At 63.5% G+C, this 22,109-nt stretch carries 12 protein-coding genes, 3 tRNA genes and 3 rRNA genes; 10 read left to right on the top strand and 8 right to left on the bottom strand.

Annotated elements, in window-relative coordinates; all coding sequences use genetic code 11:
- Positions 1-309: 309 nt before the first annotated feature.
- Positions 310-3,231 carry an isoleucine--tRNA ligase gene (ileS, locus tag GYM46_RS12480; RefSeq protein WP_164952707.1) on the bottom strand — a complete coding sequence of 974 codons (2,922 nt, stop codon included), beginning with the start codon at positions 3,229-3,231 and terminating at the stop codon, positions 310-312.
- Between the two features lie 343 nt (positions 3,232-3,574).
- Between ileS and GYM46_RS12485 the strand changes: the two genes are divergently transcribed.
- Positions 3,575-4,444, top strand: a complete 870-nt coding sequence (locus GYM46_RS12485) for a hypothetical protein (protein WP_035305393.1) — start codon at positions 3,575-3,577, stop codon at positions 4,442-4,444.
- 138 nt (positions 4,445-4,582) lie between these two features.
- Here the strand turns inward: GYM46_RS12485 and GYM46_RS12490 are convergent, their stop codons facing one another.
- The gene (locus tag GYM46_RS12490) at positions 4,583-7,462 is read right to left on the bottom strand and encodes a M16 family metallopeptidase (RefSeq protein ID WP_008260386.1); all 2,880 of its coding nucleotides are present in this window, start codon (positions 7,460-7,462) and stop codon (positions 4,583-4,585) included.
- Between the two features lie 370 nt (positions 7,463-7,832).
- On the opposite strand from GYM46_RS12490, the gene GYM46_RS12495 reads away from it, so the two are divergent.
- Positions 7,833-9,593 carry a hypothetical protein gene (locus tag GYM46_RS12495; RefSeq protein WP_156796454.1) on the top strand — a complete coding sequence of 587 codons (1,761 nt, stop codon included), beginning with the start codon at positions 7,833-7,835 and terminating at the stop codon, positions 9,591-9,593.
- A 156-nt stretch (positions 9,594-9,749) separates the two neighbouring features.
- Here the strand turns inward: GYM46_RS12495 and hfaD are convergent, their stop codons facing one another.
- From hfaD to hfaA, 3 genes are read right to left on the bottom strand one after another with little or no spacing between them, the layout of a single operon-like run.
- Positions 9,750-11,006: a holdfast anchor protein HfaD gene (gene hfaD, locus GYM46_RS12500; RefSeq protein WP_198004293.1), complete on the bottom strand. Its 1,257-nt coding sequence runs from the start codon at positions 11,004-11,006 to the stop codon at positions 9,750-9,752.
- Positions 10,933-11,949, bottom strand: a complete 1,017-nt coding sequence (gene hfaB / locus GYM46_RS12505) for a holdfast anchoring protein HfaB (protein ID WP_035310629.1) — start codon at positions 11,947-11,949, stop codon at positions 10,933-10,935. Before hfaB ends, hfaD begins: the two co-directional genes overlap by 74 nt.
- Positions 11,946-12,395, bottom strand: coding sequence for a holdfast anchoring protein HfaA (gene hfaA / locus GYM46_RS12510; RefSeq protein ID WP_008264276.1), 450 nt, complete (start codon positions 12,393-12,395; stop codon positions 11,946-11,948). The genes hfaB and hfaA overlap by 4 nt, the downstream gene beginning before the upstream one ends.
- Positions 12,396-12,514: 119 nt before the next feature.
- Here hfaA and GYM46_RS12515 point away from each other — a divergent pair, with 119 nt between their 5' ends.
- From GYM46_RS12515 to GYM46_RS12550, 8 genes are all read left to right on the top strand, one after another.
- Positions 12,515-13,219, top strand: coding sequence for a rhomboid family intramembrane serine protease (locus tag GYM46_RS12515; RefSeq protein WP_008263420.1), 705 nt, complete (start codon positions 12,515-12,517; stop codon positions 13,217-13,219).
- Between the two features lie 93 nt (positions 13,220-13,312).
- A complete protein-coding gene (locus GYM46_RS12520) occupies positions 13,313-13,741 on the top strand; it encodes a CBS domain-containing protein (RefSeq protein WP_008261184.1) in 429 nt (142 codons plus the stop codon).
- Between the two features lie 631 nt (positions 13,742-14,372).
- Positions 14,373-15,833 (top strand): 16S ribosomal RNA (locus GYM46_RS12525).
- Between the two features lie 207 nt (positions 15,834-16,040).
- A tRNA-Ile gene (locus GYM46_RS12530) sits at positions 16,041-16,117 on the top strand.
- Positions 16,118-16,205: 88 nt separating this feature from the next.
- A tRNA-Ala gene (locus GYM46_RS12535) sits at positions 16,206-16,281 on the top strand.
- Between the two features lie 200 nt (positions 16,282-16,481).
- Positions 16,482-19,268, top strand: a 23S ribosomal RNA gene (locus GYM46_RS12540).
- 89 nt (positions 19,269-19,357) lie between these two features.
- Positions 19,358-19,472 (top strand): 5S ribosomal RNA (rrf, locus tag GYM46_RS12545).
- Together the 16S, 23S and 5S rRNA genes with 3 tRNA genes alongside form the textbook arrangement of a ribosomal RNA operon.
- Before the next feature lie 103 nt (positions 19,473-19,575).
- Positions 19,576-19,652, top strand: a tRNA-Met gene (locus tag GYM46_RS12550).
- Here the strand turns inward: GYM46_RS12550 and GYM46_RS12555 are convergent.
- From GYM46_RS12555 to GYM46_RS12565, 3 genes are all read right to left on the bottom strand, one after another.
- Positions 19,638-19,958 carry a hypothetical protein gene (locus tag GYM46_RS12555; protein WP_008263495.1) on the bottom strand — a complete coding sequence of 107 codons (321 nt, stop codon included), beginning with the start codon at positions 19,956-19,958 and terminating at the stop codon, positions 19,638-19,640. The genes GYM46_RS12550 and GYM46_RS12555 overlap by 15 nt on opposite strands.
- A gap of 175 nt (positions 19,959-20,133) precedes the next feature.
- Positions 20,134-20,964, bottom strand: coding sequence for an alpha/beta fold hydrolase (locus GYM46_RS12560; protein WP_008264056.1), 831 nt, complete (start codon positions 20,962-20,964; stop codon positions 20,134-20,136).
- 56 nt (positions 20,965-21,020) lie between these two features.
- Complete coding sequence (locus GYM46_RS12565) at positions 21,021-21,812, bottom strand: alpha/beta fold hydrolase (RefSeq protein ID WP_008259602.1); 792 nt, start codon at positions 21,810-21,812, stop codon at positions 21,021-21,023.
- Positions 21,813-22,109 lie beyond the last annotated feature (297 nt).

A 22,109-nucleotide genomic window follows, 5' to 3' on the forward strand; every position in this document is an offset into this window, starting at 1 on the left:
GGCCGGCGATGGGCAAGACGTTGGAAACGCGGGGATTGGGGCAGCGTCATTAGGAGGGTTGGGAGGCCCGCCGCCACGCGTGACACTTCCCCCGCAAACCGGGGAGGGGCTGAGCATCAGCCCCGCGTCACCTCCCTGCGCGCGCAGGCGCGCGGGGAGGACAGGTCGCGTAGCGACCAGGAGGGGGCGACTCTGACGATGGTGATGACCACAGCGGCTTCAGGCGCCGAGTCGCCCCCTCCTGGCGCTCGCTGACGCGATCGCCTGTCCTCCCCGTCGGCCTTCGCCGACGGGGAGGTGAACGCGCGGTCAGGCGTGCGTCTGGTCCCAGTATCGGACCGCATCGGCGTCGCGGGCCGAGAGGTCGGGGTAGGCGGGGTCCGAGCCGACGTCGGGGACGCGGCGCCACGAGCGGGCGCATTTGGGATAGTCGGCCAGGGCCACAGCCACGGCGAGCGCGTCGCCTTCGACCAGTTCGGCGCCCGAGGTGCGGAAGATCTCGGCCGCGTCCAGACCGTCGAAGGGGGCGAAGGTTCCCGCCGGCGCCGTGACGGTCGGCCAGGCGTCCAGCGCCCCGCCGATCAGCTTATCTCGACGCGCGGCTTCCAACGATTCATTGACCACTTCGAGGACGGTGTTGATCGCGGCCCAACGCTCGGCCTCGGCCGGGTTGTTCCATTCCGCCGGCGTCTCCGGGATCACCCGGGCGCAGTTCGTGCCCGCATCCGGGAAGCGCGTCGTCCAGGCCTCTTCCATCGTGAAGGGCGTCAGCGGCGACAGCCAGGCGGTCAGGCGCATGAAGACCGCGTCCATCACCGTGCGGGCGGCGCGACGGCGCAGGGCGTCGGGGCGGTCGCAGTAGAGGCTGTCCTTGCGGATGTCGAAATACAGGGCCGACAGGTCGTTGGAGCAGAACTCCAGCACCGGGCGGACGACGTCCTGGAAGCGGTATTCGACGTAGGCCTGGCGCACATGGGCGTCCAACTCCCACAGCCGGTGCAGGATGAACTTCTCCAGCGGCGGCATCTGCTCCAGCGGCAGACGTTCAGCCTCGTCGAAGTCGGCCAGGGCGCCCAGCAGATAGCGGACCGTGTTCCGCAGCTTGCGATAGGCGTCCACCGTGGTCTGCAGGATCTGTTTGCCGATCCGCTGGTCTTCCGAATAGTCGACCAGGGCCACCCAAAGACGCAGGATGTCGGCGCCGCTTTCCTTGATGACCGTCAGCGGATCGGTCGTATTGCCCTTGGACTTGGACTGTTTCTCGCCCTTCTCGTCGAGGGTGAAGCCATGGGTCAGGACCGCCTTGAACGGGGCGCGGCCACGGGTGCCGCAACCTTCCAGCAGCGACGACTGGAACCAGCCGCGGTGCTGGTCCGAGCCTTCCAGATAGAGGTCGGCGGGCCAGTGGGCCGGGCGGTCGCCCGTATAGCCATGCTCGGGCAGGCGCGGGTCAAGAACGAAGGCGTGGGTCGAACCCGCGTCGAACCAGACGTCCAGGATGTCCTCGACCTTCTCGTACCGGGCCGGGTCGTGGGCGCCCAGGAAGTCGCTGTCGGGCGCGGTGAACCAGATGTCGGCGCCGTGTTCGGCCACGGCCTTGACGATCCGGGCGTCGACCTCGGGATCGTGCAGGGGCTGGCCGGTCTGTTTGTCGATGAACATGGCCAGGGGCGTGCCCCAGGCGCGCTGGCGGCTGACCAGCCAGTCGGGACGACCCTCGACCATCGAGCGGATGCGGTTCTTGCCCGCCGCCGGGTGGAAGGCCGTGTCGTCAATGGCGGTCAGGGCCATCTCGCGCAGGGTGTCGCCCGACTTCAGGGGCTCGTCCATGCGGATGAACCATTGGGGCGTGTTGCGGAAGATGACTGGCGCCTTGGACCGCCAGGAGTGCGGGTACGAGTGTTCCAGCCGGCCGCGCGCGAGCAGATTGCCGGCCTCGATCAGCTTGTCCATCACCGCGCCGTTGGCGGGACCGAACTTGCCGGTCTTCTTGCCCTCGGTCTCCAGCACCTTCAGCCCCGCGAACAGGGGGACGGTGGGGTAGTAGGCGCCGTCGGGATCGACCGTGTCCGGCACCTCATGATGACCATGGGCCTTCCACACCTCGAAGTCGTCGGCGCCGTGGCCCGGCGCGGTGTGGACGAAGCCCGTACCCGCGTCGTCGGTGACATGGTCGCCGGCCAGAAGCGGCACCGAGAAGCCATAGCCGCTGTCCAGCGCGGCTAGCGGGTGGGCGCATTCCAGGCCCGACGGATTGATGTCGTAGATGCGGGTCCAGGCGGCGATCTTGGCGGCCTTGAACACCTCCTCGGCCAGCTTATCGGCGACGATCAGCCGGTCGCCCGGCTTGGCCCAGGGCGCGAACTCCAGACCCTCTTCCATGGCCGTGACCTCATACAGGCCATAGGCGATCTCGGGGCCGTAGCTGATGGCGCGGTTGGCCGGGATGGTCCAGGGCGTGGTCGTCCAGATGACGATGGACGGGGTGCTGGTGCGGAAGGCCAGCAGGTCGTCGGGGTGGTCGTCGGACACGCCCGTGACCGGGAACTTGACCCAGATCGTCGGCGACACATGATCGTGGTACTCGATCTCGGCGTCGGCCAGGGCGGTGCGCTCGACCGGCGACCACATGACGGGCTTGGAGCCGCGATACAGCTGGCCCGAGTTCTTGAACTTGTGGAACTCGGCGATGATGGCCGCCTCGGACGTGAAGTCCATGGTGGCGTAGCGGTTGGCGAAGTCGCCGGTGATGCCCAGGCGTTTGAACTGGTCGCGTTGCAGGTCGATGTATTTGCCGGCGTATTCGCGGCAGGCAGCGCGGAACTCGTCCTTGGAGACCTCGTCCTTGCGGCGGCCCTTGGCGCGGAACTGTTCCTCGATCTTCCACTCGATCGGCAGGCCGTGGCAGTCCCAGCCGGGGACATAGTCGACGTCATAGCCCAGCAGGAACCGGCTGCGGACCACGAAGTCCTTCAGCGTCTTGTTCAGCGCATGGCCGATGTGGATGTCGCCGTTGGCGTAGGGCGGGCCGTCGTGCAGCACGTAGAGCGGGGCCTTCTGCGCCTGGCGCTCGGCGCGCAGGGTCCCGTACAGGTCGCCCCACTGCTCCAGGATCAGCGGCTCCTTCTGCGGCAGGCCGCCGCGCATGGGGAAGGGCGTCTCGGGCAGGAAGACGGTGTCGCGATAGTCGCGGCCGGAGGGGGTGTCGGTGGTGTCTGTGGCGTCGGCCATGGGTCGTCTCGGCGTCGTGAAAGTGATGTCGCTGTCTTCGTTCGCCCTGTCGCGCTTCGCGCTGCTCGAGGGCGGCTTCGTTCGCCCGAACAGAGGGCGGTCTTCCCGGCGTGCACGGGGCCACAGGGCCCGGAAGCGCTACGCCGGGCGGCTAATCGAAATCAGGCGAATGGAGACGCGGACGGTCATGATGCGGGCGGTCTAGCAGACGGATGCGGCATTGCGCCATCCCCGAAGACTTTCCCATCTCAACGGAAACGAAAGGCTTTTGTCGTCTTGGTTAAGGTTGGATCGTCCGGAAGTCTGTCCAGGCGACGTGAGAATTCGTTCGGGAGTCCCGCCGATGCGGCAGCGGATCAGGAATTGGATGCTGGGTCTGGCGGCCGGCGGGGCCATGTTGGGCGTCGCGGGCGCGGCGACGGCCCAGAGCTGTGGCCAGCCGGCGTGCGAACCGCCGCCGCCGCCGTGCTGCGAGCCTCCGCCTCCGCCGCCTTCCTGCGGGGGTGGATCGTGCGGGGGCGGGAACGGCGGCTGGAACTCGAACACCAACGTCAATGTGAACGTCAACGTCAATGCGGGGGCCAGCGCCAATGCGAACGCCGGGTCGCGGGCCTTTGTGAATGCGCGGGCCGGCGGCTTCTCCGGCGGTTACGGCGGGGGCGGCGGCGCGGCCTATGTGACCGTGGACCAGCCCTATCCGACGACCATCCAGGGCCTGGCCGTCGAAGGCCTGGCCCAGACGGTGCGGACGCCCTTCACCGCCTGGCGTCGGTCGATGAAGCGGGTGGTGATCCAGGCGGTCTGCATCGACGACCGCCAGGTGCCGCACCCCGCCTCTCAGGTAAAGCCGGATCGCGAGATCGCCGACGGCTATGACGGCGAGATCTATCGTTGCCTGGCCGGCACCTGGCTGCAGGCGACGATCGCCGACTATGAGGGCGACATCAAATTCGACCACGGCACGACCCTGACCTGCAGGAAGCACGAGGCCCTGTGGTTCGGCGGCGAAGGCAAGCTGGAATGCCGCCCCGAAAAGCCCGAGCGGGACTGCAACGAACGCTCGCTGCTGCGTCGCTACGGGGCCGGGGTGAAGATCCTGACCATGTACCGCGAGGAAGAATACACCGAATACCGCGAGGAACAGGTCCAGAGCGCGACCGTCATCACCGGCGCCATCACCCTGGACGGCGGCGTCGGCGGCCGGGTGTTCTGAACCGGACCTGACGCGACCCGTTCAGGCGCGGCTCAGGCCGTGTGACGCAAGACAAGATCGTCGGCTCTCCGTCGACGATCCTGAAGACTGGCCCCAAAAAGGCTCGGCCCCGGTTCCTGCGAACCGGGGCCGTTTTTCTTACTGGGCCAGCTTGTCCGAGACGACCTCGGCGCGCCAGGCGGCGTCGGGCTTCAGATACTGCCGGGCCAGGCTTTGCAGGTCGGCTGCGGTGACGGCCTCCAGCACCGCGATATTGTTGCGGGTCTGGTCCAGCGAGGCCGGGTCGGACTGGGCTTCGGACAACTGGGTCAGCCAGTAGCCGTTGTCGGCCATGCTGCGCCGCAGCCGCTCCACCGCCGGACGGCGGGCGCGGTTCAGTTCATCCTCGCTGACCGGATTGTCGCGCAGGTCGGCGGCGATCACGTCCACCGCGTCGAACAGTTTCGTCAGGGACTCGGGGGGCGTTTCGGCGCCGACGGCGATATAGCCGTAGCCGGGGAAGGCGTCGGAGCTGGTGGCGCTGGCGCTGGGCGAATAGGCGATGCCCTGTTTCTCGCGGATCTCCTCGTTCAGGCGCAGTTGCAGCACGGCCGACAGGATCGCCAGTCGCCGGGCCGTGGTGCGGTCTTCGATCTGGTCGGTGGTGGGCCAGGCGACGAAGCCCAGAGCCTGTTCAGCCTGGCCCGTGTGGGTCAGACGGATCGGGGTCGCGGTCGGGGCGGGGAAGCGACGCTCGGCCGATCCAGGCGGCGGGGTCGGGGCGGGACCGCGCGCGGGCAGGGCGCCGAAGGTCGAACCCACGGCGGCGATGACCGCGTCCACGTCCACATCGCCGACGACCGTGATCTCGATCGGGCCGGAGGCGAGGGCCGCCTTGATCTGTTCGCGCAGGGGTTCGATCTCGACCGACTGGAACTGTTCGTTGGTCGGGGTGGCCGCGCGCTTGTCGCCCCCGGCCAGCAGTTCCCCGGCCTTCAGACCGAAGGCGCCGCCGGGCGTGGCGGCCTGTTGTTCCAGCGCCTGCGGATAGGAGGATTTGGCGCGTTGCAGCGGCGCGGCGCGCAGACCCGGATCCGTCAGGAAGGCGGCCAGAACCTGAAGTTCCAGTTGCAGGTCCTCCGGGCGGGTGGAGCCGCCGAAGCTGTAGCTGTCCGTACCCTGGCTGACGCTGGTGTTGACGACGTGGCCGGCCAGGACGCGGTCGGCCTCATCCACCGTCAGCTTGCCCAGGCCGCCGGCGTTCAGCACGGTGTTGGCGGCGAACAGGGGCGAGAAGCGGTCGGCGGGAAGACCCATGCCGCCGATGCCCGTATTGGCGCGGATCAGGATCTGGTCATCGCGGAAGTCGGTCTTCTTGATGTTCAGCAGGGTCCCGTTGGGGAAGCGGACCAGGGTGGCGCCCAGATCGGCCACCTCGGTGCGCGCGGCGGGAACGGCCGGCGCGCCGAAGTTCGTGTAGGGCCATTCCAACGCCGACTGATCGCCGGGCGCGGCGACGGGAACCTGACGCGAGGCCTCCAGCGCGGCGGTGACGGCGGCCTCGCCGCCCTCGACCGGGACCGGGCTGGTGAACAGGACCAGAGGCCCCTGGCCTTCGAACACCGGACGCACGGCGGCGTTGACCTGTTCCGGCGTCAGATCGGCGACGATCTTCTCGAACTGGTCCAGGCTTTCCTGGGGCGAGGTGAAGACCGTGTCGCCATTGACCGCGTTCAGCAGGGCGCCGGCCAGGGCGGGGGTGGAGCGGGTCGCCTCCGTGGCCACCGCATTCTGCAGGCTGGTGCGATATTCGGTGATCTCGCGCTGCAGCTCGGGGGCGGTGACGCCGTACTGGGTCAGACGGCGGGCCTCCTGCTCGGTGGTCTCCAGCGCGCGTTTCCATTCGCCCGGCGTGAAGGCGACCGACAGGATTCCGGCGTCCAGGCTGTCGAACAGCGACTGATAACCGCCGCCGGCGCCCAGGAAGGGCGGATTGTCGGCCCGCGCCATCTCGCCCAGGCGACGGTTCAGCACCGCCAGGCCCAGGCTGCGGCGAACGGCCTCGGTGCGTTCGGCCAGGCTGTCGGGGTCGAGGTCCGGCGCCTTGATCCAGTTGATCTGGATCGACGACTGGACGCCCGGCTCGACGATGATGCTGGTCTCCGGCTGGCGCGCGGCGACGGTTCCCAGGTCGGGCTCGGGCCCGTCGGCGGCCTTGGGCGTCCAGTCCGCGAAGGTCGTGCGGATCTTGGCCTCCATCGCGTCCAAGTCGAAGTCGCCGACAGCGATGAAGGTCGCGCGCGAGGGCCGGTAGTAGGCGTCATAGAAGTCGACGAACCGTTCGCGCGGCGCGGTGCGGATCACCTCCAGGTCGCCGATCGGCAGGCGTTTCGACAGGCGCTGGCCCGGCGCCAGCAGGGCCAGCTGGGTCTTCAGCACCCGCATCTGCGGCGAGTTGCGGGTCCGCTCCTCCCCGACGATGACGCCCCGCTCGGCGTCGATGGCGTCCGACGCCATCAGGGCGTCGCCCATCATTTCCCGCATCACATGCAGGGACGTATCGACCGTCTCGTCCTGGGTGTTGGGCAGTTCCAGCATATAGGCCGTCTGCTCGAAGCTGGTGAAGGCGTTGGTGTCGGCGCCGAAGGCCAGGCCCAGGCGTTCGAGAATGCGCAGCATCTCGTTCTCGGGGATGTCCTTGGTCCCGTTGAAGGCCATGTGCTCCATGAAGTGCGCCAGCCCCTGCTGGTCGTCCCGCTCCATCAGCGAGCCCGCGTCGATCCGCAGCCGGAACGAGGCCTGACCCGGCGGGGTGGCGTTGTGCATCAGGGCGTAGCGCATGCCGTTGGGCATCAGGCCGTAGCGGACGGCGGGGTCGGCCGGAACGTCGCTGGTCGCCTGCGCCCAGGGATCGGAGGGTGGGACCTGGGTCTGGGTTTGGGCGGCGGGCGCGAAGGCCAGGACGGGGACGGCGAAGGCCCCCGTCGAAAGAGCCAGGCCAGAGGCCGCGACAAGCAGAAGGCGACGCGCAGAACGCATGAGTTTACTCCGAAACGCCGCAACCCCCGATGGAACGGCTGATGTCTGGAGTAGGGGAGGGCGGGGGCGAGGGCAAGGCGACCGTTTGGCAGGCGCCTCAGGAGAAGGGCGCGAGTCACCATCGCGTCTCTTTCCAGATCGTATCGCGGCCAACGCGAACGACTCTTGCATAACAATGGTTTTTGGAGTTCCTTCTGACAGGCGGAGACATGAGAAGACAGCCATAGCGTTCCGTACAGTATCTCTCGTGGTCTTTGCTGGCGGCGTGCCGGGAGGATGCTTGCACAGGCGTTCACACTCACCGGCTTGCAATCCGGCGTAGATTTTTGACCCAACCTAGTTCGTCCGCAGCCGTATGGAGACATTTGACATGTACGCTTCCACATTGATGGCCGTCGCGGCGATCTCGTCGATTCCGGTCGTGGCGTCCGTCCCGACGGCGCCTGCTTCGGTCCCGGCCACAGCGGGCCTCCAGAACACCCTTAGCTCCTTCGTAAACGGGGAGTTCAAGGAAGTAGGAAAGACTTGTTTGCCTGCACAGGCCGCGCGTCGTTTTGGCTTCCTAACGGGGCGCCGCTCTGCAACGCCTGCTTCATATGTGCCCTCTGACGTACAGGGATGGTCGGTGCTCAAGGATCACTGGGATGCGCCGGTCGAGGTGCAGTCAGCCCAGTCGTTGAACGCCGTCTTTGCGCAGGTTTTTGAGGTCATTGGTGAAGGCGAGGCCGCCACCCGCAGACCTCTCGCGCAGAGGCTAGGCGTTGCTTGGCCATCCACGGACAGGCCGATCCTCTACGAGCACGCCAGCAATGCGCAAAGGCAGCATAATTGTGTCACCATGCTCGGCAGCAATGCGCAGCTTTCGGCGGGTCTGTCGGCGGCGGATCTGCGGGCGGCTTTTACAGCCACTACCACCCGTGCAGATACAGAGACCGCGTTCGCCTATGCAGGCGTTATGGTCTCGCCTATCGCAGCCGTGCTTGGCCTCAACACGACGACGGTCGATGCGCCAACAGGCGTTTCCAGTTTCCGGATCGCCTCGGCCATCTGGCAGTGGTACCGGCGGACGAAGCCTGCTCCCGGTGCCCATTTACAGATACGAAATCAGGTGGAGGGTCTTGCCGTTTACCGAGTGATCGGACTCACCCAGACCGCTCTTTTGACGGCTGAAGGCGCGGCCGGATTGAATGTGCCATTCTTCTCTGCGCGGGCGACTGTTTCCGGCAACACGCAGACCAGCACTACGAGCTCGGAGCGCAGCTATGCTGTAGCCTATTGGGTTGGGGAGAGTGATTTTATCGACTTGCCGGACAAGGCTCAAATCGAAAGGCACATGCGTTCGGCTGCCGATTTTTCTGCAACCCAAGGGCAAAACCTGTCGGTGCAAAGCAACTCCCGCGTGGAGTTTTCAGCTGACTTGGCTGACCTTCCCTCCAACTACTGCCGTACCGCTGAATGGGGGCTTGCGGCGCCACAACAGCACGCGGGAGAGCCGAGCAACTTGGGCGAGGCCAGCGATCTGCGGGTGGCGCCCGCGCCGGGCACGCCGGGGTCATGTAGGTTTACGGTTAGTGTCACGCCAAAGAGCACATCGCGTTCCGTCGTCGGCGCCGTTATCGCCGTCCGCGCCGCCGAGGACACATCGGGGCCGCCCCTGTTGGAATCGCGACGTTACGATATCCCAGACTATCGGGCCGACCTGGTCATAGGGAGTGGCGATGGCCCCCGTTTCGTAGCGTTCACGGCGGCCTCGACGCCGCTAAACTATATGATTTCCTACTCTGTCCGATCCAAACACGGCCGGTCGATCACTCTGGACGGCGCGACGCGTGTCACCGTCTCATGCCAGGGGCGACCTGAGCGGGCGATACTGCTTCAAACCACGGATGTCGAAGTGCCCAAATCGAACGATCGGATCTCACTGAAGGTGCCTTTGCCGGGGGATCTAATCGATGCCTCTACCTCGTCTGTCAGCTGCACTCTTGGTGGAACCACCCATCTGAAGGGCGGTAACACGGCGACTGAAGAACTCCAGTTTCCCAGCTACGACATCTCTGTGACCCGATCTGCGGCGACTCCGCTGCCGGCACCCTCGGTGACGCCTCTGCCTTCGGCGGCTCCGGCCGCTTGAAATGCGGTTTTTCAAGTGCACGCTTGCGTTCGTGTAGCTGCCTTGGGCACAGAACGAGACCTTGCCCCTATATCGAGGCGGTCGCTGACGCGGGATGTTGGGAGGATGCGTTTCAACATAGAAGTTTCGACCGCCTTTCGGGGTCGAATATCCGCCTCACCCGCCCGGACGGCTCACATAGAAGGTCGCGCTGTTGCCGACGGCGGTGGTCCCGATCACGGCGGCGCGGCCGGAGCCGATGGTGGCGTTGGTCGTGGCGGTGACGGCGGCGTTGTTGGTCTGATTGTTGGTGATGTTGACCTCGCCGCCGCACTGGGAACAGGCGGAACCGGTGACGCTGTTGCCGACGGCCTCGGCGCCGACATAGGCGTCATAGCCGCTGACGCCCGTATAGGTCGCCGTCGCCTCGACCCCGCCGGTGTTCAGCTGGGTGTTGTCCAGCGCCAGATAGATGTCGGTGTTGCCGGCGATCACTTCATTGGCGACGGCGCGGGCCGAGACGGTGGTCTGGCCCTGCAGATTGGTCCGGGCCCGGGAGACGGCGCGGACCCGGCCCTGGTTGGTCTGGTCGGTCGCGGCGACCAGGGAGCCGCCGGCGTTGGACAGGACGGTCTGGTTGGCCCCGGCCTTGGCGCGGGCGGCCAGGTTCCAGGCGTTGTCGACATAGACGTCGGTGCGCGCCTCAATCGTCGAGGCGGCGTTGGTCTGGCGCACCGTCAGATCCTGGTGAGAGGCGCCGGTGGTCGAGGCCTGGACGGCGTTGGCCACGGCCTGGGACGAGAAGTCGGCGGGGGCGGGGATGTACTGCACGTCGGCGACCGTCTCGGCCAGGACGGTGGTCTGGGCCGACTGATCGACTGCGCCGGTGATGGAGGAGGACGGACCGCCCAGGGCGACGCTGTTGGCGACGGCCGCCGTGCCGGCGAAACCGCCGGCCAGCATATGGCCGGTCGGCGACTGGACGACGGTGCGGGCGGTGACGTCATCGCCGGTCGCGACCTGGGCCGCATCAAGGGCGAAGGTCGCGCCGTCAGTGGAGACGCCCAGATAATCGCCGCGCGCCAGGGTCGTCGATCCGATCACCCCGTCCGACTCGCCGTTCAGGACGAGGGTCGTGTCAGCGCGTGTCGCGCCGGTCATGGTCTGGCGCGCCGTCAGGGACCCGGACGAATCCTCGATCCCGCCCGCGAGCGAATTGCCCGTGGCCGAATTGGTCACCTCGAGCTGATCGACCGTGACGTTCAGGTTCACCGACCCGGTCACGTCGCCGGACTGGGTCTGGGTAGTGCAGGTCGGGTCGGTCTGCGGATCGCAGAGCGGCGTCTCCTGCGCCGTCGTCTCAGTAGCGGCTAGGGCGAACGTCGCCGTCGCGGCGATCATGCCAGCGAGACGGATCGGCGCGGGTCTGGCCATTGTTCGTCTCCGTGGTGGGGTAGGCCGGATAATAGCCGCCGGTCGGACCGACAGCGGAATCGCCAAGCGGGTCGTTGGCGGCGTTGAGGCAGATTTCGGGGCCGGGCGCCCCATAGAGATTGGCCATGAACTCGACCGTGGCCCGTTCGACCAGGGCGCGCACGGCCAGCTGCGTCGGCTCCATCCCGCCGGACCCGGCCGAGATGTCGAAGACATTGCCGTTCAGGAAGTCGAACACCCCGGCCGAGATCTCGCGGCCGATGATCTGCTTCTGGTACGAGACGACGTCCACGACCTCGAGGGTGGTGGTCTGAACCAGCCGCAGATCCATGGCGATGTTCATCACATAGGTGCGGTAGGTGGCGATGCCCGAGCCGGGACGGTCGCTGTCCACCTGGCCTCCAGCGGCGTCGAAGCCGCCCGAGCGGATGTTGTAGTTCACCTCGGTGACGCCGCCGACGATGTAGAAGTCCGAGCCGGGCACCTGGCCGGCCAGGATGCGGCGGTACTGGGTGTCTTCCGGTCCCTGGGCGCCGGGGGTGTTGTCGCCGATCAGCTTGTTGTTGGCGTAGCGCAGCTCCAGCTCGGACACCGAGGTGTCGTAGCGTTCGACGATCCGGGCGCCGGCCTTGGCCAGGGCCGAGTTCGCCATCAGCGAGGCGCCGCCGGTGATCTGGCGTCCGCCGTCCGAGGAGACGGTGCCGGTGTAGTCGCTGATCCGGCCCACGGCCATGCGCGGCGAGGGCAGGTTGTAGCGGCGGGCGTAGTCGGCCAGGCAATAGAGCGCCGCCGAATAGGGGGTGGGGTTGGCCGTGACCGGCGCATTGCCGATCGGCGTCGCATATTGACCCGACGGCCCGGCCACCGGGCTGACGCAGCCGGCGAGCAGCAGGGCCGCAGCGGTCACGACGGCGCCGGTGCGAAGGAGAGGAGGGCGGCTCATGGCAGGGTGATGTTTCCGTTCAGGGCCGTGCCGGCGTTGATGTCGCCGTTGTTGGTCTGTTTCGAATTGACGATGACGGTGTTGTGGCTGCCCTGGACCACGACGTTCAACTGATTGCCGATGGCGGTGGAGCCGCCGATGGTCGTGCCGTTGCCGGAAGACGAGCCCGCCCCGGCATAGGCCGAGGCCACGCCGCCGGACTGGCTGGAATAGGAAGAGGCGCCGGACTGGATGAGGCCGTTGACGATCAGGCGATTGCCGTTGGCGTCGCGGGTCAAACCGGTGGCGGCGGTGTTGGTCAGGTTGCGCGCGGAGCCATAGCCCTGCTGGAAGCGGGCGGCGCCGCCGGAGCCCGTCGTCTGGGCCATGGCGATAGACGGGGCGGCGGCGACGAACAGGGTCGCAAGCACGGTCGGCAGGGTGGCGATCAGCCTCTTGACCGGCATGGATAATACTCCTGGCGCGCAAACGGACGACGGACCGAAACCACGATCCGCACCCCAAACTGCGTTAAGGTTATTAAGAAGCGCTTGAGATCGCAGAAATCGTTGCGCATTGGTGAGGCATGTCCGACCCCGATGGCCGATTCGCAGCGCCCCCGAATTCAGAAGGGCCAAAGTCCGAAAGACTGTTCAACGCCCCGGTCGCGGTGGTGCTGATCGCCCTGTCGATGCCCGTGCTGTTTTTCTTCCAGCGCCAGTTGCCGGACATGGGCGCAGCCATGGCCTTCGCACCCATCGATCTGCAGAACGGGCGGTGGGGCGGCTTGTTCACCGCCATGCTGCTGCATGGCAGTTGGACCCACGCCCTAATGAATGCGATCGGCGCCCTGGCCTTCGGCGCCCCCGTGGCCCGGCTGTTCGGCGACCGGATCGGGCCGACCGTCTTCCTGCTCTTCTATATCGGGTGCGGCGTGGTTGCGGCCCTGGGCTACGGCCTGGTCCACTGGGGCTCGACCGAGGCCATGGTGGGAGCGTCGGGGGCCGTGTTCGGCCTGATTGGAGCAGCGACCCGCCTGATGGGCGGACGGGGCAGGGTGCTGAACCTGTTCGATCGGCGCGTGATCGGGGCGTCCATCGCCTGGATGGCGGTCAACGCCGTCACCGGGCTGATCGGCTATGCTCCGGGAGCGGAGGGCGCCCGCATCGCCTGGGAAGCCCACGCCTTCGGCTTCATCGCCGGATTGCTGGTCATCGGCCCCTTGGGCCGCGCCTTCGGCAAGGGGCCTTTGCCCATGGGGACGTCGGCCCGGCCCGAATCGGACGTTTGATTCCGGGGCGCGGCTGCGCGATCATGGTTATCGAGCGGCCCTGTCGCCATCCCGGCCCGGCGGTCGTCTCCTAACCATAGAGAAGGAGCCGCGATGTTCGTCGCCGAGATCCTCAAGACCAAGGGAAACGCCGTCTTCTCCATCGCGTCCGACCTGACGGTGGCGCAGGCGTGCGGAGAGCTGGAGCGCAAACGCGTCGGCGCCCTGGTCGTCCGTGACGGCGAATCCGTCGCCGGCGTCTTTTCCGAAAGGGATGTGGTGAAGGCCCTGGCGGTCGACGGACCCAACGCCCTGGGCCGTCCCGTCTCCGATTACATGTCCGCCCGGGTGATCTTCGCCGAACCGGGAGAAACCCTGTCCGCCGTGATGGGGCGGATGACCGACCGGCGGATTCGCCATCTGCCGGTTCTGAGCGAGGGCCGGCTGGTCGGCGTCATCTCCATCGGCGACGTCGTCAAATGTCAGATCGCCGATCACGCCCGCGAGGCCGAAAGCCTCAGAACCTATATAGCGACGGGCTGAAGCGGGCGCCGGCACGGGTTCGAAGAGTCCGACTCCGCGAGAATTTTCATGGTTTGGTCAGAATCCGGTTGCGGCGGAAAAGAGCGGCCCGTATAGGACCGCCTCGCTCGGAAACGGGCCGGCCCTGAGGGCTTCGGAGCTTTGGTTTCGGAGGTTTTGAGGGGAAGAAAGAGTTGAGAAACTTCTTGCTTTCCTGGGTTGGTTTCAATAGGTTCCGCGCTCCAATCGAATCGCCGAACGGTTAAGAGGAAAGCCTCTGCGTTTTCCTCCGGTGGTTTTTTGTGGTTTTGAGGCTTCGGTCTTAGTTCTGCAAAATCTCTGAAAAGAGCGGTTGACACGAGGTTCGCGGTTCTCTAAATCGCCGCCTCCGCCGACGACGAGGCGCTAAACAAGTCGGGCCGCTGAGGCGGTTCTGGGTCTTTGACATTGTTGATATGGAAAGAGAAACGCAGGCGGCGGTGTTCTAGCGATGACCTTCGGGTCATTATACGACACTGACTATCTGCGGTCTTTTTGAAAAGATACCATGCGTCGGTCTTCGGATCGATGACGTGGGAACTCGTCAATAAAATACGTAGAACTAATGCCAAGATCACTTCGGTGGTCTTCAAGCTTAGGTCAGAAGTCAACTCAACCTGAGAGTTTGATCCTGGCTCAGAGCGAACGCTGGCGGCAGGCCTAACACATGCAAGTCGAACGAACTCTTCGGAGTTAGTGGCGGACGGGTGAGTAACACGTGGGAACGTGCCTTTAGGTTCGGAATAACTCAGGGAAACTTGTGCTAATACCGAATGTGCCCTTCGGGGGAAAGATTTATCGCCTTTAGAGCGGCCCGCGTCTGATTAGCTAGTTGGTGAGGTAAAGGCTCACCAAGGCGACGATCAGTAGCTGGTCTGAGAGGATGATCAGCCACATTGGGACTGAGACACGGCCCAAACTCCTACGGGAGGCAGCAGTGGGGAATCTTGCGCAATGGGCGAAAGCCTGACGCAGCCATGCCGCGTGAATGATGAAGGTCTTAGGATTGTAAAATTCTTTCAGTAGGGACGATAATGACGGTACCTACAGAAGAAGCCCCGGCTAACTTCGTGCCAGCAGCCGCGGTAATACGAAGGGGGCTAGCGTTGCTCGGAATTACTGGGCGTAAAGGGAGCGTAGGCGGACATTTAAGTCAGGGGTGAAATCCCGGGGCTCAACCTCGGAATTGCCTTTGATACTGGGTGTCTTGAGTGTGAGAGAGGTATGTGGAACTCCGAGTGTAGAGGTGAAATTCGTAGATATTCGGAAGAACACCAGTGGCGAAGGCGACATACTGGCTCATTACTGACGCTGAGGCTCGAAAGCGTGGGGAGCAAACAGGATTAGATACCCTGGTAGTCCACGCCGTAAACGATGATTGCTAGTTGTCGGGATGCATGCATTTCGGTGACGCAGCTAACGCATTAAGCAATCCGCCTGGGGAGTACGGTCGCAAGATTAAAACTCAAAGGAATTGACGGGGGCCCGCACAAGCGGTGGAGCATGTGGTTTAATTCGAAGCAACGCGCAGAACCTTACCACCTTTTGACATGCCTGGACCGCCAGAGAGATCTGGCTTTCCCTTCGGGGACTAGGACACAGGTGCTGCATGGCTGTCGTCAGCTCGTGTCGTGAGATGTTGGGTTAAGTCCCGCAACGAGCGCAACCCTCGCCATTAGTTGCCATCATTTAGTTGGGAACTCTAATGGGACTGCCGGTGCTAAGCCGGAGGAAGGTGGGGATGACGTCAAGTCCTCATGGCCCTTACAGGGTGGGCTACACACGTGCTACAATGGCGACTACAGAGGGTTAATCCTTAAAAGTCGTCTCAGTTCGGATTGTCCTCTGCAACTCGAGGGCATGAAGTTGGAATCGCTAGTAATCGCGGATCAGCATGCCGCGGTGAATACGTTCCCGGGCCTTGTACACACCGCCCGTCACACCATGGGAGTTGGTTCTACCCGAAGGCGCTGCGCTGACCGCAAGGGGGCAGGCGACCACGGTAGGGTCAGCGACTGGGGTGAAGTCGTAACAAGGTAGCCGTAGGGGAACCTGCGGCTGGATCACCTCCTTTCTAAGGATGCTTCTCCAGGCCGTCTCTCACGAGGCTGTCTATTGAGGCTCCGATTTAGCGGAGCGCTTCACAGCGCCGAGCACTATGCGGAATGCCGCCGTCTCCGTTTCTCTTTCCACTTTCGTCATCGACGCATCGACCATACGGGTTGATGTATTGGTGACGCGATCGCGAGCCTGGGTCTCTTGACCTGGCTGTCGCTGCCATAGGCCCGTAGCTCAGGTGGTTAGAGCGTACGCCTGATAAGCGTAAGGTCGGCAGTTCGAGTCTGCCCGGGCCTACCAGCTCATGCTGGTTGCTGGGGTTGGCCTCCAGCCCACAGGCAGTATCGTATGACAGCTCTCCTGGGCTTTGCACCATTCCTGTTGAAATGGGGCCATAGCTCAGTTGGTAGAGCGCCTGCTTTGCAAGCAGGATGTCGTCGGTTCGACTCCGTCTGGCTCCACCAGGATCTTGTGATCGCATTCAAGTTTGCCGTTGGCCGTAAGGCCGGCGTGCATTGAAATCGTAAAGGAAGAACGTGACCGGCTCCCCTGAGCTTGTAGGTCTTGTTCGAGAAGAAGACATTGTCTGACAAAAATCAGGCTCGGTCCCCCGGCGACTTTCCAGTCGGGCGGAATAAACCGAGCATGAGTTTTGCTGAGAAACGATCAAACGTTGAAGGGCTTCTGACGGATGCCTTGGCGTAGAGAGGCGATGAAGGACGTGGCAAGCTGCGATAAGAACCGGGGAGGCGCTAGCACCCTTTGATCCGGTTATTTCCGAATGGGGAAACCCACCTTTACAGTCTTCCAACTCTGCTTCGGTTTCGGCCGGAGCGGCGATTGGCGGATTGTTGAAAGGTATAATGAGCTGAATACATAGGCTTCATTAAGCGAACCCGGGGAACTGAAACATCTCAGTACCCGGAGGAGGAAAGGACATCAACCGAGACTCCCGTAGTAGTGGCGAGCGAACCGGGACCAGGCCAGTGCTCTTGTGAAATAAAGACGAACGATCTGGAAAGGTCGGCCATAGTGGGTGAAAGCCCCGTAGTCATCAAACAGCAAGAGACTCGAGTAGGGCGGGACACGTGAAATCCTGTCTGAACATGGGGGGACCACCCTCCAAGCCTAAGTACTCCTCTACGACCGATAGTGAACAAGTACCGTGAGGGAAAGGTGAAAAGCACCCCGACAAGGGGAGTGAAACAGATCCTGAAATCGGAAGCCTACAAGCAGTCGGAGCCCCCAAGCGGGGTGACGGCGTACCTTTTGTATAATGGGTCAGCGACTTCATGTGTCGAGCAAGCTTAAGCCGTTAGGTGTAGGCGCAGCGAAAGCGAGTCTGAATAGGGCGCTAAGTTCGACGTATGACGACCCGAAACCAGGTGATCTATCCATGAGCAGGTTGAAGGTTGGGTAACACCAACTGGAGGACCGAACCCGTGAATGTTGAAAAATTCTGGGATGACTTGTGGATAGGGGTGAAAGGCCAATCAAACCTGGACATAGCTGGTTCTCCGCGAAATCTATTTAGGTAGAGCGTCCGACGAATTCCTTGGGGGGTAGAGCACTGGATGGTTGCGGGCTGCGCGAGCGGTACCAATACTAACCAAACTCCGAATACCCAAGAGAACTATCGGGCAGACACACGGCGGGTGCTAACGTCCGTCGTGAAAAGGGAAACAACCCTAACCATCATCTAAGGCCCCCAAGTCACGGCTAAGTGGGAAACGATGTGGGATTGCTTTGACAATCAGGAGGTTGGCTTAGAAGCAGCCATCCTTTAAAGAAAGCGTAACAGCTCACTGATCAAGCGATCCTGCGCGGAAAATGTAACGGGGCTCAAGCCGTGCGCCGAAGATATGGGTTTGCAGTTTACTGCAAGCGGTAGCGGAGCGTTCCGTAGGCCGGTGAAGGTCAGGCGTGAGCCTGGCTGGAGGTATCGGAAGTGAGAATGCTGACATGAGTAACGATAAGAGTGTGAGAGACACTCTCGCCGAAAGACCAAGGGTTCCTGCGTAAAGCTAATCTGCGCAGGGTTAGTCGGCCCCTAAGGCGAGGCTGAAAAGCGTAGTCGATGGGAAGCAGGTAAATATTCCTGCACCAGCTGGAAGTGACGGATGGCTTAACTCGTACCCACTTATTGGATTGTGTGTGCGGGGGCGTTGTCCCAGGAAATAACTCCAGCAGAGACCGTACCCGAAACCGACACAGGTGGTCAGGTAGAGCATACCAAGGCGTTTGAGAGAACTATGCTGAAGGAACTCGGCAAATTGCACGCGTAACTTCGGAATAAGCGTGACTCACCCTGGGCAACCAGGACTGAGTGGCACAAGCCAGGGGGTAGCGACTGTTTAGCAAAAACACAGGGCTCTGCGAAGCAGCAATGCGACGTATAGGGTCTGACGCCTGCCCGGTGCCTGAAGGTTAAAGGGAGTTGTGAAAGCGACGAACTGAAGCCCAGGTAAACGGCGGCCGTAACTATAACGGTCCTAAGGTAGCGAAATTCCTTGTCGGGTAAGTTCCGACCTGCACGAATGGCGTAACGACTTCCCCACTGTCTCCAGCATAGGCTCAGTGAAATTGAATTCCCCGTGAAGATGCGGGGTTCCCGCGGTCAGACGGAAAGACCCTATGAACCTTTACTATAGCTTCGCCTTGGCGTTAGCGACCGTATGTGTAGGATAGGTGGGAGACTATGAAACCGGGGCGCCAGCTCTGGTGGAGTCGTCCTGAAATACCACCCTTACTGTCGTTGACGTCTAACCGAGGGCCGTTATCCGGTCCCGGGACATGGCGTGGTGGGTAGTTTGACTGGGGCGGTCGCCTCCTAAAGTGTAACGGAGGCGCGCGATGGTGAGCTCAGAGCGGTCGGAAATCGCTCGTCGAGTGCAATGGCATAAGCTCGCCTGACTGCGAGACTGACAAGTCGAGCAGAGACAAGTCGGCCATAGTGATCCGGTGGTCCCGAGTGGAAGGGCCATCGCTCAACGGATAAAAGGTACTCTAGGGATAACAGGCTGATTTTGCCCAAGAGTCCATATCGACGGCAAAGTTTGGCACCTCGATGTCGGCTCATCACATCCTGGGGCTGGAGCAGGTCCCAAGGGTATGGCTGTTCGCCATTTAAAGTGGTACGTGAGCTGGGTTCAGAACGTCGTGAGACAGTTTGGTCCCTATCTGCCGTGGGTGTTCGAAGCTTGAGAGGATCTGTCCCTAGTACGAGAGGACCGGGATGGACATACCTCTGGTGTACCTGTCATGGCGCCAGCTGTGCAGCAGGGTAGCTAAGTATGGAATAGATAACCGCTGAAAGCATCTAAGCGGGAAACTAACCTCAAAACAAGGCTTCGCTGAGGATCGTGGAAGACTACCACGTTGATAGGCCAGGTGTGGAAGTGGGGCGACCCATGCAGCTTACTGGTACTAATAATCCGATCGGTTTGATCGTTTCTCAGCAAAACTCATTCGATGATCATCCTTGACCCGATGATCGTCACGACAATGTCTTCTTCGCAATCTCTCTGTCCGCCCCGTTGACCCGGTGGCTATGTCGGAGGTTCCCCACCCGATCCCATTCCGAACTCGGTCGTTAAGCCCTCCAGAGCCAATGGTACTTCGTCTCAAGGCGCGGGAGAGTAGGTCGCCGCCGGGTCTACCGGGCGGACAGAGTGATTGCTAAATACATGGGCTATCGCGCTTCGCGCTACTTCAGCCCAGGCTTCTCGAACCGTTCTTCCTTCACGACTACCGCTTGCCGCGGGATGGAGCAGCCCGGTAGCTCGTCAGGCTCATAACCTGAAGGTCGTAGGTTCAAATCCTACTCCCGCACCCAAACAAAACAGCCGCTGAGCACTACGCTCAGCGGCTTTTTGCTGGCCGAAGTCCAGACCCCTCGAAAATCCACCGTCGAAGCCACGTGGAAGCTCAGCTGGGTGGAAAAGCCCGCCCCGTTCTGCTGTGCTTCGATCAGGCCTTCGCGGCCTGTGATCAGGTGCCGGATTGGTTCGATGAAAGAGAACTGACCGACATACTGCTGATTGAAGCTTCGGGCGGTATCCACCGATATCGTCTCGTTAGCTCCGTCGAACTTGCCGATCGCCGGGGAGATCCGCGCGCGCCCATGATCGAGGCGACACACGGCGCGGCGTGAACGCCAACTTCGGGCAGGCTGGCTAGCTGGCGGGTGTGCGGGTCAACCCCGGGGGCCGTGGAGGACACGCTCAACATCATTCCGGGCCTGGAGTCTGTGACCCCCGGCCCGGAAGCCGAATGCCGAGAGGCCCGGTTCCCTGCATTCGGCCGCTAGACCCTGCCTATCCTTGAATGAACGCCAGCAGGTCGGCGTTGACGACGTCCGGATGGGTGGCGAACAGCCCGTGGGACAGGCCGGGATAGGTCTTCAGCGTTCCGTTCGACAGCAGCTTGACAGCCTGGCGCGCGGACGCGTCGATCGGCACGACCTGATCGTCCTCGCCATGCAGCAGTAGCACCGGCAGGGACACGGCCTTCAGGTCCTCGGTGAAGTCGGTTTCGGAGAAGGCGGTGATGCAATCGTATTGGGCCTTTGCGCCGCCCGCCATGCCCTGGCGCCACCAGTTGCGGATCAGGCCTTCGCTCACCTCCGCCCCTTCTCGGTTGAAGCCGTAGAAGGGACCCGACGGCACATCGAGGAAGAACTGCGCGCGGTTCTGCTTGAACGCGTCGCGGAACCCGTCGAACACCGCCATCGGCAGACCGCCGGGATAGGCCGCCGTAGCCAGCATGATCGGCGGCACGGCGCCGATCAGCACGGCCTTGGCGACGCGGCCGGGCCGGCTGCGGGCGACGTAGCGGATGACCTCGCCCCCGCCGGTGGAGTGACCGATATGGATGGCGTTCTTCAGGTCGAGCGCCTCGGCCAGTTCCGCGACGTCCGCGGCGTAGGTGTCCATGTCATTGCCCGTGTCGGTCTGATCCGATCGACCGTGGCCGCGGCGGTCATGGGCGATGACGCGAAATCCCTTGTCCAGGAAGAACAGCATCTGGTTGTCCCAGTCGTCGGCGCTGAGCGGCCAGCCGTGGTGGAAGACGATCGGTTGGGCGTCCTTGGGGCCCCAGTCCTTGTAGAACAGGCGGGTGTCGTCGGAGAGGGTCAGGTAAGTCATGGCTATGTCCTTTGAGAGGGTGGTTTGAGGCGAGGGTTTCGGTGGGTTTGCAGGCGTCAGTTCGGCCGGTCGCCGGCGCTGCGGGCGGCCTGGTCGATCACGTCGGCGACGGCGTGCGGTTGTGAGATCATCGGGACGTGGCTGGCGCGAATCTCGACCTTGACGGCGCCGATCTTCTCGGCCTGCTGACGCAGCATGGCCGGGGCGATGGCGGCGTCCTCGGTGGCGACGATGAACCAGCTCGGGCGCGTCCTCCAGGCGGCCTGGGTGACCGGCGTGGCGAAGGCCGACATGGCGATGGACACTTGAGAGTCGCGCATGAAGGCGGCGTCCGCGTCGCCGACGTCGGCGGCGAACCCCTCCTGGAAGCGTTCGGCGCTGATGAAGCCGAATCCGTCGGCCTGTTCCTCGATCACGAAGGTCGAGGGGATGCCGAAGCCCTTATACTGGTCCCCGGCCGTCTCGCCGACATCGGCGGTCAGGGCGGAGACATAGACCAGGCCCTTCACCTTTTCGTCGACGCCGGCCTCGGTGATCACCACGCCGCCCCACGAGTGGCCGACAAGAATGGTTCCGCCGTCCTGGCGGGCGAGGGCGCGCCGCGTGGCGGCCACGTCGTCGGCCAGGGAGGTGAGGGGGTTCTGGACGATGGTCACCCGGTATCCGCGAGCGGTCAGGTCGTCATAGACGGCCCTCCAGCCCGAGCCGTCGGCGAAGGCGCCGTGGACGAGAACGACGTTGCGGACGGTCTGAGCCGCCGGAATCGTCTGGACGGACTGGGCCTGAGCGGCTCCGCCGATGCTGGCGGCGCCGACGGCGGCGAGGAGGATGTTGCGAAACTTGATCATGGTCGTTTCCTTTGGAGCTGGGTTGGGACGGTGGTGGCGGACGTGAGAGTGAAGGTGGTATCGCGATAACAGTTATCGCGCTAAAAGAAGATGCGTGAAGCGCCGGAGTTCTGTCAAGCCAATATTTATCGCGATATATAACTTTCTGTCGCCTCCCGGTCTGAGGCGGGGCGCCGGGCATGGCGTCAGCCCTCCGTGAGGGTCGGAATGAACGCCAAGCTGGCCAAGAGCGGCGGCTGGTCCACCACCCGTCGCAGGACTGCGAGGGCCGCCGCGGATATGCACAAGTAAGGTGTT

This window comes from Brevundimonas mediterranea, from assembly GCF_011064825.1.
In the GTDB taxonomy this organism is placed as follows: Bacteria; Pseudomonadota; Alphaproteobacteria; order Caulobacterales; family Caulobacteraceae; genus Brevundimonas; species Brevundimonas mediterranea_A.